General features: G+C 56.3%; 11 protein-coding genes. 4 read left to right on the forward strand and 7 right to left on the reverse strand.

Translation table 11 applies throughout. The features are described from left to right. Window positions 1-7 precede the first annotated feature (7 nt). Entirely contained in the window at window positions 8-1,117 is a 1,110-nt protein-coding gene (malK, locus tag IM304_RS21110) for a maltose/maltodextrin ABC transporter ATP-binding protein MalK (protein ID WP_148422249.1), read from the reverse strand. 370 nt (window positions 1,118-1,487) lie between these two features. On the opposite strand from malK, the gene malE reads away from it, so the two are divergent. The 3 genes from malE to malG all read left to right on the forward strand — a co-directional run bounded on the left by malE (window position 1,488) and on the right by malG (window position 5,253). Then, window positions 1,488-2,678, forward strand: coding sequence for a maltose/maltodextrin ABC transporter substrate-binding protein MalE (gene malE / locus IM304_RS21115; RefSeq protein ID WP_176608966.1), 1,191 nt, complete (start codon window positions 1,488-1,490; stop codon window positions 2,676-2,678). 125 nt (window positions 2,679-2,803) lie between these two features. Then, complete coding sequence (gene malF, locus IM304_RS21120) at window positions 2,804-4,348, forward strand: maltose ABC transporter permease MalF (RefSeq protein ID WP_176608967.1); 1,545 nt, start codon at window positions 2,804-2,806, stop codon at window positions 4,346-4,348. 14 nt (window positions 4,349-4,362) lie between these two features. Continuing rightward, entirely contained in the window at window positions 4,363-5,253 is an 891-nt protein-coding gene (gene malG, locus IM304_RS21125) for a maltose ABC transporter permease MalG (RefSeq protein WP_042716434.1), read from the forward strand. A gap of 96 nt (window positions 5,254-5,349) precedes the next feature. Here malG and psiE read toward each other — a convergent pair whose 3' ends face one another. The 6 genes from psiE to pgi all read right to left on the reverse strand — a co-directional run bounded on the left by psiE (window position 5,350) and on the right by pgi (window position 11,710). After that, window positions 5,350-5,760 carry a phosphate-starvation-inducible protein PsiE gene (gene psiE / locus IM304_RS21130; protein WP_063449873.1) on the reverse strand — a complete coding sequence of 137 codons (411 nt, stop codon included), beginning with the start codon at window positions 5,758-5,760 and terminating at the stop codon, window positions 5,350-5,352. A 159-nt stretch (window positions 5,761-5,919) separates the two neighbouring features. Then, window positions 5,920-8,016, reverse strand: a complete 2,097-nt coding sequence (locus tag IM304_RS21135; protein WP_148422255.1) for a YjbH domain-containing protein — start codon at window positions 8,014-8,016, stop codon at window positions 5,920-5,922. Further along, on the reverse strand, window positions 8,016-8,753 hold the full coding sequence (locus tag IM304_RS21140; RefSeq protein WP_148422257.1) for a capsule biosynthesis GfcC D2 domain-containing protein: 738 nt from the start codon (window positions 8,751-8,753) through the stop codon (window positions 8,016-8,018). Before IM304_RS21140 ends, IM304_RS21135 begins: the two co-directional genes overlap by 1 nt. After that, a complete protein-coding gene (locus IM304_RS21145) occupies window positions 8,750-9,388 on the reverse strand; it encodes a YjbF family lipoprotein (RefSeq protein WP_148422259.1) in 639 nt (212 codons plus the stop codon). Before IM304_RS21145 ends, IM304_RS21140 begins: the two co-directional genes overlap by 4 nt. Window positions 9,389-9,451: 63 nt before the next feature. Next, window positions 9,452-9,694: an exopolysaccharide production protein YjbE gene (gene yjbE, locus IM304_RS21150; protein WP_003860341.1), complete on the reverse strand. Its 243-nt coding sequence runs from the start codon at window positions 9,692-9,694 to the stop codon at window positions 9,452-9,454. 366 nt (window positions 9,695-10,060) lie between these two features. After that, window positions 10,061-11,710, reverse strand: a complete 1,650-nt coding sequence (pgi, locus tag IM304_RS21155) for a glucose-6-phosphate isomerase (RefSeq protein WP_148422261.1) — start codon at window positions 11,708-11,710, stop codon at window positions 10,061-10,063. A gap of 374 nt (window positions 11,711-12,084) precedes the next feature. On the opposite strand from pgi, the gene lysC reads away from it, so the two are divergent. Next, window positions 12,085-13,434 carry a lysine-sensitive aspartokinase 3 gene (gene lysC, locus IM304_RS21160; protein WP_193356413.1) on the forward strand — a complete coding sequence of 450 codons (1,350 nt, stop codon included), beginning with the start codon at window positions 12,085-12,087 and terminating at the stop codon, window positions 13,432-13,434. Window positions 13,435-13,505: the final 71 nt, after the last annotated feature.

Below are 13,505 nucleotides of genomic sequence, written 5' to 3' on the forward strand. Positions count from 1 at the left end.
GGAATGCTTAAACGCCTGGCTCTTTGTGCAGCCGACGACATGCTGTGCCATCCTCACGGAACAGATGGCAACGCTCTGGCGGCAAACCGATAGCGAATGTGGCACCCTCTTCTACCAACACCACGTCATTCTGGCGGTAGACCAGGTTCTGACGGATGGCGGGGATCTGGATATGAATCTGTGTTTCGTGACCAAGCTGTTCGACCACCTGAACTTCACCTTCCAGCGTCACATCGGCGATATGGCTCGGCAGTAAATGCTCAGGACGGATACCGAGGGACATATTGGCCCCCACCTGTACGTTGGCGCTGTCGACCGGCAGCCAGACTTGCTGACGGTTAGGCAGCTCCACCTGTACCTGTTCAATCGCCGTCGCGGTCACTTTAACGGGCAGGAAGTTCATTTTTGGCGAGCCAATGAAGCCCGCAACAAAGCGGTCTGCCGGATAGTGATAGAGCTCAAGCGGTTTGCCCACCTGCGCCACGCGGCCGGCATCCAGCACCACGATCTTATCGGCCAGCGTCATCGCTTCGACCTGATCGTGGGTGACGTAAATCATCGTGCGGCCAAGACGCTTGTGCAGACGGGAGATTTCGATACGCATCTGGACACGCAGGGCGGCATCCAGGTTAGAGAGAGGTTCATCGAGCAGGAATACGCGCGGCTCGGCCACCAGCGTGCGGCCAATCGCCACGCGCTGACGCTGACCACCGGAGAGCGCTTTCGGCTTACGCTCCAGCAGGTGTGCCAGCTGGAGCACTTCCGCCACCTGAGTGACGCGCTGGTTAATGGTCTCTTTTTTCGCCCCGGCCAGCTTCAGGCCAAAGGACATATTCTCGGCAACGGAAAGATGCGGATACAGCGCGTAGGACTGGAACACCATGCCCACGCCGCGTTCAGCGGGCGGGACGTCGTTCATTCGGGTATCACCAATAAACAGATCGCCGCTGGTGATGGTTTCAAGACCGGCAATCATACGCAGCAGAGTCGATTTACCACAGCCTGATGGACCAACAAACACCACGAACTCGCCGTCGTGGATGTCCAGATTGATGTCTTTTGACACCACTACGTCGCCCCAGGCTTTCGTTACATTACGCAGCTGTACGCTCGCCATGCCCTTCTCCCTTCGTTACAACCTGTCACCGACAGAAACATTCAAGATAAGTTCACTATGCGTGTTTCATTACTTTCGTGAATCCTCCACCCCCCGGCTTTTTTATGGGGGAGGAGGCGGGAGGATGAGAGAGCAGGCTCTGCGACCGCAGCTGAGGGGCTGAGGCAAAAATCGTGAAGCGGCCTGCAAATTTCGGTGGGTTTTTATGTGCGCCAGCACTCATAACTTAAATTTATGTTACAGCGATCACACAAACGGGGGGTGGGGCGTAGGGCCTGGGAGGATGGAAAGAGGATGTCAAATAAGGAGACTGAGTCACGTTGAACCACCTTATGTATCCACGAGCACATCACCAAAAAGGATGGCAGATATGAAGATCAAGACTGGCGCACGCGTTTTCGCATTGTCCGCCCTCGCAGCAATGATGATTTCCGCACCGGCTCTCGCCAAAATTGAAGAAGGTAAGCTGGTTATCTGGATTAACGGCGACAAGGGCTATAACGGCCTGGCCGAAGTGGGCAAAAAATTCGAGAAAGACACCGGTATCAAAGTTACCGTAGAACACCCGGACAAGCTGGAAGAGAAGTTCCCGCAGGTTGCCGCGACGGGCGATGGCCCGGACATCATTTTCTGGGCGCACGACCGTTTTGGCGGCTACGCGCAGTCTGGCCTGCTGGCGGAAGTCACGCCAGACAAAGCCTTCCAGGACAAGCTGTTCCCGTTCACCTGGGACGCCGTTCGCTATAACGGCAAGCTGATTGCTTACCCAATCGCGGTTGAAGCCCTGTCGCTGATTTACAACAAAGACCTGGTGCCAAACCCGCCGAAAACCTGGGAAGAGATCCCTGCTCTGGATAAAGAGCTGAAGGCGAAAGGTAAATCCGCCCTGATGTTCAACCTGCAGGAGCCGTACTTCACCTGGCCACTGATTGCTGCCGACGGCGGCTACGCGTTCAAGTTTGAAAACGGCAAATATGACGTGAAGGACGTGGGCGTGGACAACGCGGGCGCGAAAGCGGGCCTGACCTTCCTGGTTGACCTCATCAAGAACAAACACATGAACGCCGATACCGACTACTCCATCGCGGAAGCGGCGTTCAACAAAGGCGAAACCGCGATGACCATCAACGGTCCGTGGGCCTGGACCAACATCGACAAGAGCAAAATCAACTACGGCGTTACCCTGCTGCCAACCTTCAACGGCAAGCCGTCTAAACCGTTTGTTGGCGTGCTGAGCGCGGGCATCAACGCCGCCAGCCCGAACAAAGAGCTGGCGAAAGAGTTCCTGGAAAACTACCTGCTGACCGATGAAGGTCTGGGTAACGTGAACAAGGACAAACCGCTGGGCGCCGTTGCGCTGAAATCCTTCCAGGATCAGCTGGCGAAAGATCCGCGCATTGCGGCCACCATGGATAACGCCCAGAAAGGCGAAATCATGCCGAACATCCCACAGATGGCAGCGTTCTGGTACGCCACCCGTACCGCCGTCATCAACGCCGCCAGCGGTCGTCAGACTGTCGACGCCGCGCTGAAGGATGCTCAGGGCCGTATCACTAAGTAATGCCGTAGTCTCCTCTCCCTCTGGGAGAGGGTTAGGGTGAGGGTTGTCGCTATCCGCACGCCCTCACCCCGGCCCTCTCCCCCAGGAGAGGGAGAAAAGATCAAATGTTGTAGAGGAAGAACCCCATGGATGTCATTAAAAAGAAACACTGGTGGCAAAACGACGCGCTGAAGTGGTCAGTGATTGGTCTGCTGTGTCTGCTGGTGGGTTACCTTGTTGTTTTAATGTACGTGCAAGGGGAATACCTTTTCGCCATCATGACGCTGATTTTAAGCTCGGTTGGCCTGTATATTTTCGCCAACCGCAAGGCGTATGCCTGGCGCTATGTCTACCCTGGCGTTGCCGGAATGGGGCTTTTTGTCCTCTTTCCGCTGATCTGCACTATTGCGATTGCCTTTACCAACTACAGCAGCACCAACCAGCTCGCGCAAGAGCGCGCCACTCAGGTGCTTCTGGACCGTTCCTATCAGGCCGGTAAGACCTTCAACTTCGGTTTGTATCCTGAGGGCGACGAATGGAAGTTAGCGCTTACTGACGGCGAGAGCGGCAAACATTATATTTCCGACGCGTTCAGGTTTGGCGGCGAGCAGAAGCTGGCCTTAAAAGAGGCGGCGGCCCTGCCGGAAGGTGAACGTGCCAACCTGCGTATCATTACCCAGAATCGTCAGGCGCTGACCCAGCTCACCGCCGTGCTGCCCGATGACAGCAAAGTGACCATGAGCTCGCTGCGCCAGTTCTCCGGCACGCAGCCGCTTTACACCCTGGCGGATGACGGCACGCTGACGAACAACCAGAGCGGCGTGAAGTACCGCCCGAACAACGATATCGGTTTTTATCAGTCCGTGAATGCAGACGGCGGCTGGGGTGATGACAAACTCAGCCCGGGCTATACCGTCACCATCGGCTGGGATAACTTTACCCGCGTATTTACCGACGAAGGCATTCAGAAACCCTTCTTCGCCATCTTCGTCTGGACGGTGGTGTTCTCCGTACTGACTGTGATCCTGACCGTAGCCGTGGGCATGGTGCTGGCCTGTCTCGTTCAGTGGGAGTCACTGAAAGGTAAAGCGATTTACCGCGTGCTGTTGATTCTGCCCTACGCCGTACCGTCGTTTATCTCGATTCTGATTTTCAAAGGGCTGTTTAACCAGAGCTTCGGTGAAATCAACATGATGCTGAGCGCGCTGTTCGGCATCAAACCGGCCTGGTTCAGCGACCCGACCACCGCCCGCTCGATGATTATCATCGTGAATACCTGGCTGGGTTATCCGTACATGATGATCCTGTGCATGGGGCTGCTGAAGGCCATCCCGGATGACCTGTATGAAGCCTCGGCGATGGACGGCGCAGGCCCGTTCCAGAACTTCTTCAAAATTACGCTGCCGCTGCTCATTAAGCCGCTGACGCCGCTGATGATCGCCAGCTTCGCCTTTAACTTTAACAACTTCGTGCTGATTCAGCTGTTGACCAACGGCGGCCCGGACCGTCTCGGCACGACCACGCCGGCAGGCTATACCGACCTGCTCGTGAGCTACACCTACCGTATCGCCTTCGAAGGCGGCGGCGGTCAGGACTTCGGTCTGGCGGCAGCGATTGCCACCCTGATCTTCCTGCTGGTTGGCGCGCTGGCGATTGTGAACCTGAAAGCCACACGTATGAAATTTGACTAAGGAGGGCACTGAATATGTCTATGGTACAACCCAAATCTCAGAAGCTGCGCCTCCTCGCGACGCACTTAGGCCTGCTGATTTTCATCGCGGCAATCATGTTCCCGCTGCTGATGGTTATCGCCATCTCCCTGCGTTCGGGTAACTTCGCAACCGGAAGCCTGATCCCGGACGAAATCTCCTGGGAGCACTGGAAGCTCGCGCTGGGCTTCAGCGTTGAGCACGCCGACGGCCGCGTCACCCCGCCGCCGTTCCCGGTGCTGCTGTGGCTGTGGAACTCGGTGAAGGTGGCGACCATCACCGCGATCGGCATCGTAACGCTCTCCACCACCTGCGCTTACGCTTTCGCCCGTATGCGTTTCCCTGGCAAAGCGACGCTGCTGAAAGGGATGCTGATTTTCCAGATGTTCCCGGCGGTGCTTTCTCTGGTGGCGTTGTATGCCCTGTTTGACCGTCTCGGCCAGTACGTGCCGTTTATCGGCCTGAACACCCACGGCGGCGTGATCTTCGCCTATCTTGGCGGTATCGCCCTGCACGTGTGGACCATCAAAGGCTATTTCGAAACCATCGACGGCTCGCTGGAAGAAGCCGCCGCGCTGGATGGCGCGACCCCGTGGCAGGCATTCCGTCTGGTACTGCTGCCGCTGTCGGTCCCGATTCTGGCGGTGGTATTTATCCTGTCGTTTATCGCCGCCATCACCGAAGTGCCGGTCGCCTCGCTGCTGCTGCGTGATGTGAACAGCTACACCCTGGCCGTGGGCATGCAGCAATACCTCAACCCGCAAAACTACCTGTGGGGCGACTTTGCCGCTGCGGCCGTACTTTCCGCTATCCCGATTACCGTGGTGTTCCTGCTGGCGCAGCGCTGGCTGGTTAACGGCCTGACGGCGGGCGGTGTGAAAGGTTAAGTTTCATCTGTTATGCCACTGCAACCCTCAACTTTAGACGTATTGTATTAACCCAACTTGTGACTGTTGTTAGGCGCTCTCCGGAGCGCCATTTTTTTATTCGCGTTTAAGCCGCTTCGAGTTGCACAGCCAAAGGGTGATCACCAGCAGCAGGATCGCCGCCGAGTAGATCAGCACGTCGAGCGGGGATTTGTGATCGACGATGATCAGCCGCACAATCGCGGTGATGCCAATGTAGATGAAATAGCGCAGCGGGAAGTGAAAGCCGGACTGGAAATACTTCACAATCAGGGCAATAAATTCGAAGTAGAGAAAATAGACCACCAGGCCTTCCACCAGCGCGTATTTGCTGGTTTGTTCGGGAGCAAACAGCACATCCGCCAGATGCACCGTCTCTTTGCCGAGAAAGACGACCAGGATCAGGCCAAGGCTTAGCAGACCGAGGTTGAGCACGGTCTGGAGGATGGTTGAGATGAACTCAACGCGCGGACGAGTCAGGGATGTCATACAGCACCTCATTCTCCGGGGCGAGGTTCCTGTATAACGCAAAAATGTGACGGGGATCTATATTTTTTGTTTATGTTTGACGCAGTGGAGAGGGGACTGTTCGGTGCGGTTTTCACCCTCGCCCCTCTGGGGAGAGGGACGGGGTGAGGGGAACAAGCGTCAGCGGAAGTTAATGTTCTTATCGCTGGTCATGTTATACAGCTGGAACTTACGCCCAAGCTGCTGACCACCGTCACGCGTCAGCGGGGTCCAGCCCACCGCCGCGCGGCTGCGGGTTGGGCCTGACGAGAAGAGATCCAGCGGAATCGACACATACACCCCTTTGGTGAAGTCCCCTTCACCGTACTCGTCCGGCGAAACGTTGGTGATGGTGGCATAACCGCCCACCACTACGCCGCTGTCGAAGTGTTTAGAGATATCCAGCGTGCCGCCCTTATCGCCGGCCAGATACTGCCCGACGCTGGCTTTCACCAGCACGTCCTGCGCGAACGACGGCGTCCAGTAGGCGGTCAGGTGGCCGGTTTTGACGCTGTAGTCGGTGAACTTCATCATGTCCTGCGCGCTGCGCCAGTCACGCTGCTTCACGTAGTTGGCATCAATCCCAAACGCCCAGTTGCTGTCGACGGGACGGTAAAGTACCTCAGCGCCCGCACCGCCAAACATGGTTTCCAGATAGCCACCGTAAACCTGGCCGTAGAAGCCGTTGCCGAAGTACTGGAAGTAGTTGGCCTGCAGGTTGTTCACGTAAGCGTTGTTCTGTACGTATTCACGCACCTGGGTACGCACGCGCGGCAGTTTTGAATCGTTCGGCGGGTTGGTGTAGTTAAATTTATCGTAGTTGTTCGCAATATTGCCGAACAGGCTGCCCGTCGTCAGCAGGTGATCGGTGACCCACAGATCCGCCGTCGCCATGACGCCCAGCTGATACATGTAGAAGTTTTCCGGCCCGCCGACGGACTGGTTCAGTACCGGATCGATATGGAAATCGAAGCGGGATTTATCGATATACCAGCCCTGCTCGGTGGTTTCTGGCACTACCGGCTCAACGCGTTTTTGCACCAGCTCGGTTTCATGCCCCAGCGGTTCGCCTTCCAGATGGCGCTTAAGGCTGGCAACATCGGTTTCGGTGGTCACCTGCGGCAGGTTAAGACGGTTCTCCGTAATGCGGATCGTGCGGATCCCCTCCGGCAGATCGTTCATGACGATCCGGTTGGCGCGCTCGATCCCTTCGCGGGAGTCACGGTATTTCACCTGCTCGCCGGTGACGTACAGCGTATCGCCTTTGGTCTGGATCTTCGGATCCGCCAGCCCCGCGTTATACTTCAGCAGCGTCAGCTGGTTCGCCACCACGGAGTGCTGAATGATCGCATCCTGCGGCTCCGGCTGGTATTTCGGCCGCGGATTGTCGTTATAGCGCGGGCGCATGTCGTTAAAGTTGGTGCGCAGCGTAAAGCCAAACATCAGGGTATTGCCGCGCTCGTAGCTGAGGTTAACGTCGGCCCAGTCGGTCACGCGATAAATGGCCCCGACGTTAAACTTGCTCTTCTGCTCAATTTTGCCGGCGAAATCTTCGCTGTAGTTATTGCCTTCGTATTCCAGCTTCAGGCGCAGGGGCTGCCATGGGGTTTGATACTCGACGCCGCCAAACAGCGAGGCCGGGCCGTGGAACATCTGGTCGCCGTTGATGGAACCCGCTTTTTTGTAGCTGTTATCGCGGTAGCAGTATTTGTCGCTGTAGGTACAGAACGGGTTGGTTACGTTGCCGCTGGTACCGAGGTAGCCCCAGCCAAGACCCAGCGAGAAATCAAACGGTCCCCAGGCTTTGCTGGCAACGATGTATTCCGCATCAAACAGGCCGGTCCCGCCAATGTCCTTCGCCCCAACGGAGACCTGCGGCATCCAGTAGCTCTCTTCCCACAGGCGCAGCTTCACGTCGAAGGCTTTGTCTTTATAGGTCTGATCGCCGGAGAAGGCGTCGACGCTGCTGTACTGTTTTGTACGCACGTCGGTGTAGCGCAGCGTGGTCTCCAGCCAGGGGAACAGCTGCACGGACGCAGAGTAATAGCGGTACTGATCGTTATCGCGATAGTTAAGGCTAATTTCCCCCTCGCGCGCCATACGCGCGGTTGGGGTTTGCAGTAAGCCCACGCCGCCAAAGTCGGACTGCGACGGGCCAATCGGTGCCGGATACGTTTCTGCATGACAGGCGGCACTCACGCACAGTGCAAGCATGCTGTAGAGATAGGTTTTTTTCATTATTCCGGTATCCGCTGTATCAGGGAGCGAAGGATATCGGCATTAAGCCCGTCATACGCTTTCGTCCAGAAATGGTCGGCAAATCCGACAAAAATGATGCTGCCCGGCATGGGTTCGATATGGCGTTTATTCCAGTAAGCAACCGGCGCCTTTTGCGTGCGCCCGTCAGGGTAAACGACCCAGGCGTAGCTGTTATCGGCACCGCTCAGCAGGCTTTGCTCGTCAAGGTAGCTCGCAACATCGCGGCCCGGCGTAAACGGCTTATCGCCAGGGCTGCTGATAAGCCCCATCACGGTGACGGTGGACGGCTGAGCCGGAAGCCACAGGGTATATTCCCCTTCCAGCGACGGGTTGCCGTTTTCCGCCACCCGCACTTCGTCGGGATCGAGGTTCACCTTCTGGCGTCCCGTCACCTTCAGCGCCTGGAGCTGCTGGCGCAGGCTGTTGATGGCGCCCGCATCGTCAGCATCTTCCTGTTGCGTCAGCCCGGTCAGTCGGGCGAGCAGCGCCTGATGCCTTTGTTCCGCGCGAATCGTCGCCTGACGCTCGCTTATTACCGCCCCGGTCCACCAGCTTTTCGCCAGCCTCGGCTGTCCAACCAAATCAAGCAGGTGTCCGGCATTGGTTAAGGTTTTGGGTTTTTCGCTGTCGGGAGTATAGACCTGCACCGTTCCGGCAGACCATGCCAGCGGTGAGGCAAGAGAGGCGATCAGCGCCGCGTGAAGAAGTGCTTTCATGATTTCGCCGCCTTGATCAGGGTGGTTTTCACCGGGAAGAAACCGGCACCAAGATACTGTAAGGACTGGCGTATCTGGCCCTCGTCATCCACCCAGAAGCGGTTATGCCAGGTGGCCCGATCGGTTGTCACCTCTTCATCAAGCACGCGAACCTGCGTTTCGTCGCTGCCGACCTTCACGGTGTCCGTACCGTCCCAGCGGAAGGTCGAGCGAGCCGTGGCATAGCGCACCTGCTTGTGCTCGGTCCAGCCCATCGTGCGCGTCCATCCTGCGCCGTCGACGATCTGATTTGGCCTGACGAGCGGATCCGCAGCCAGGTTGTTCACCTCAAGCAGGTTGTCGCCGCCGAGCAGGGTTTTCACGATGCGGGCGTGCTGCGTCACGATGGTGGCCTGATCCTGCGTCACCCATTTCTGCTGCCCGTTTTCGTCGAAAGCGAGCACCACAAACAGTTGCGGACCATCGTTTAGCTGCATGTACTGGCTGGCATACGGCATGTTCTGAAGTTCGTCATCGGTCAGATGCACGCCCGGTGTGCCGAACATGCTGTCCCACAGTGAGTTGCCCAGCCCTTTGGTGGTGGCTGAGCACGCCTGCAACAGCAGGCAAATCAGGATGATTGCAGGTCGCTTCACGACTCTTCTCCGAAGGGGCGAAATAACCACACCGAAGTGTGGTTATGATTAAAACACCCGGAATTACTGGGTGCTGGTCGTCGTAGTGGTCGTGGTTCCGGTATTGGAGCCATCACCGCCACCGGTTGCCGCCAGCGCGACACCCACGGCTGAACTTACGGCGCTGGTGCTGGCTGCGGTAGAACTCCCCGCAGACGCAGACGTCGCTGCCGACCCTGCTGCTTCCCCGACCTGGACCGGAGCTGCATAGACAGACGTCGCCGCAAGTGCAGATATGGCAAAAATGCCATACAGTACTTTCTTCATAACAATTTCCCTTCAATGAATGAATGGAGATTTGCCCGAAAAGAAATTCAGGCGGATTCGAGTATACACAACTAAAGCAGCGGGTTTACCGTGGGGGGAAATAGGGATGAAGTTTTCGGACTAATGGTTAAAATCGAAAGAGGATAAAAATAAATAAAATATATAAACCATAAAAATCAGCTAGTTATAATATACTCACAATATATGCCTGCTCCGTATTTTCTTAAAATAAACCGCAGTAATTAACGGGTTTCCCGTCTTTTTCGGATTAAACTCAGATTCAGAATTTGAGTTAACTAACAGACATCAGGAATTATCCGATAAAAAAATGCCGGCATATCGCCGGCATGCTTCATGACATATTTATTACGCGCGCCATGCTTTATAACGGTTAATCAAACCATTGGTGGAGCTGTCGTGGCTGTCGATCGCTTTATCGTCACCCAGCTCTGGCAGAATACGGTTTGCCAGCTGTTTGCCCAGCTCTACGCCCCACTGGTCAAAGGTGAAGATGTTCAGGATGGCGCCCTGAGTAAAGATCTTGTGCTCATACAGCGCAATCAGCGCGCCCAGGCTAAACGGGGTGATTTCGCGCAGCAGGATGGAGTTGGTTGGGCGGTTGCCTTCGAACACTTTGAACGGCACAACGTGTTCCAGCGTTGCCGGATCTTTACCCTGGTCACGGTACTCCTGCTCAACCACCTCGCGGGATTTACCAAACGCCAGCGCTTCGGTCTGCGCGAAGAAGTTAGACAGCAGCTTCGGATGGTGGTCGGACAGCGGGTTGTGCGTGATAGCCGGGGCGATGAAATCGCACGGTACCATTTTGGTGCCCTGGTGGATCAGCTGGTAAAACGCGTGCTGGCCGTTGGTGCCCGGCTCACCCCAGATGATTGGGCCAGTCTGGTAATCCACGGCGTTGCCGTTACGGTCAACGTATTTACCGTTGGACTCCATGTTGCCCTGCTGGAAGTAAGCCGCAAAGCGGTGCATGTACTGGTCGTACGGCAGAATTGCTTCGGTTTCAGCGCCGAAGAAGTTGTTGTACCAGATACCGATCAGCGCCAGCAGCACCGGCAGGTTTTTCTCTGGTGCGGTGGTGGAGAAGTGTTTATCCATGGCGTGCGCGCCGGAGAGCAGCTCAACGAAGTTGTCGAAGCCCACGGACAGGATGATGGACAGGCCAATCGCAGACCACAGGGAGTAGCGGCCGCCAACCCAGTCCCAGAACTCGAACATGTTCGCGGTATCAATACCGAACTCGCCTACCGCTTTACCGTTGGTAGACAGGGCCGCGAAGTGTTTCGCTACGTGCTTTTCGTCACCCGCGGTTTTCAGGAACCAGTCGCGCGCGCTGTGGGCGTTGGTCATGGTTTCCTGGGTGGTGAAGGTTTTAGACGCTACCAGGAACAGCGTGGTTTCCGGGTTCACGTTCTTCAGCACTTCGGCGATGTGGGTACCATCGACGTTAGACACGAAATGCATGTTGAGGTGGTTTTTGTACGGACGCAGCGCTTCGGTCACCATGAACGGGCCGAGGTCAGAGCCGCCGATACCAATATTCACCACGTCGGTAATCGCTTTGCCGGTGTAGCCTTTCCAGCTACCGGAGATGATTGCTTCTGAGAAGGTTTTCATCTTTTCCAGCACCGCGTTCACTTCAGGCATCACATCTTTGCCATCAACGATGATTGGCGTATTGCTACGGTTGCGCAGCGCCACGTGCAGCACGGCACGGTCTTCGGTGCGGTTGATCTTCTCACCGGAGAACATGGATTTGATGGCGTCTGCCAGCTCGGTCTCTTTCGCCAGATCCTGCAGCTTTGCCAGCGTCTCTTCGGTGATACGGTTTTTGGAGAAATCCACCAGCATCAGGTCATCGAACGTTGCGGAGAACTTGCTGAAACGATCGGCATCCTGCGCGAACAGATCCGCGATGGTGACGTCTTTCATTTCATCAAAATGTTTCTGTAGTGCCTGCCATGCAGCGGTCTGCGTTGGGTTGATGTTTTTCATAGCAATACTCTTCTGATTTGAGAATTGTGACTGCGGTCGATTGTAGCGCCTGCAAATAAAAATTGTGATGGTTTTTATGCCATTGCCCTGGCCTGCATCAAACGCAGGTTAAAAGACCCGAAAAGTATAGCTGCTGACGCCCCCTCCCGGAGGGGCGAAATGTCGGTCAAAATGGGGTAAAAAGGAGCATAAAATATGGGCCTGTTATAAGTCCTGTTTCTGAGGGGTACCCCCCCATGAAAAATCCGCATAATCCCAGCATTGACAGGACCTCCCCCGCATTTTATTTATAGGGCCGTATTTTGCGCCTGCACCTGTTCTCGCTCCACTCTTGTGCCAAGGTCGCTCTATTCATTCCCTGACACGAGGTTGTTATGACGAGTTTTGTGGTCGCCAAGTTTGGCGGCACCAGTGTGGCAGACTACGCTGCCATGAACCGCAGCGCCGATGTGGTGCTGGCCGATCCGAATACCCGCCTGGTGGTGCTCTCTGCATCCGCCGGCGTGACGAACCTGCTGGTTTCGCTGTCTGAAGGGCTGGAAGCGACCGAACGTTTCGTGAAGCTGGATGCACTGCGCAAAATTCAGTTCGATATTCTTGAGCGTCTGCAAAATCCGAACGTCATACGTGAGGAAGTGGAACGCCTGCTGGAAAATATCACCACCCTGGCAGAGGCCGCGTCGCTGGCAACCTCCACCGCCCTGACCGACGAGCTGGTCAGCCACGGGGAACTGATGTCCACCCTGCTGTTCGTTGAGATCATGCGCGAGCGTAATATTCAGGCGCAGTGGTTTGACGTGCGAAAAGTGATGCGCACCAGCGATCGCTTTGGCCGCGCCGAGCCGGACGTGGAAGCGCTGGCCGAGCTGACCAACCAGCAGCTTGCCCCGCGCCTGGAAGAAGGCATTGTGATCACTCAGGGCTTTATCGGTAGCGAAGCCAAAGGGCGTACAACGACGCTGGGCCGTGGCGGCAGCGACTATACCGCCGCCCTGCTGGGCGAGGCCCTGCACGCCACCCGCGTGGATATCTGGACGGACGTGCCGGGCATCTACACGACCGACCCGCGCGTGGTGTCTGCGGCAAAACGTATTGATGTGATTGCGTTTGAAGAAGCGGCTGAAATGGCCACCTTCGGCGCGAAAGTGCTGCACCCGGCAACGCTGCTGCCAGCCGTGCGCAGTGACATTCCGGTCTTCGTTGGCTCCAGTAAAGATCCAAAGGCGGGCGGTACGCTGGTCTGCAAGAAGACGGAGAACCCGCCGCTGTTCCGCGCGCTGGCCCTGCGCCGTAAGCAGACGCTGGTCACGCTGCACAGCCATAATATGCTGCACTCACGCGGCTTCCTGGCAGAAGTGTTTGGTATTCTGGCGCGCCATAATATCTCCGTGGATTTGATCACCACCTCGGAAGTCAGCATTGCGCTGACGCTCGACACTACCGGCTCCACCTCAACCGGTGACACCCTGCTGACGCAGTCGCTGCTGATCGAGCTATCCGAACTGTGCCGCGTGGAAGTAGAAGAAGATCTGGCGCTGGTTGCCATTATTGGTAACAAGCTCTCACGCGCCTGCGGCGTAGGCAAAGAGGTCTTTGGCGTACTCGACCCGTTTAGTATTCGCATGATTTGCTACGGCGCATCCAGCTATAACCTCTGCTTCCTGGTGCCCGCCAATCAGGCCGAGCAGGTCGTGCAGAAACTTCATCAGAATTTGTTTGAATAAAATTCGTTAGCACGATAAACAATACCAATAAGCCGGGCACAGACCCGGCTTTTTTATAACAAAACAACACG

The organism is Enterobacter cloacae complex sp. P40C2 (genome assembly GCF_014930695.1).
GTDB classification, from domain to species: domain Bacteria; phylum Pseudomonadota; class Gammaproteobacteria; order Enterobacterales; family Enterobacteriaceae; genus Enterobacter; species Enterobacter pasteurii.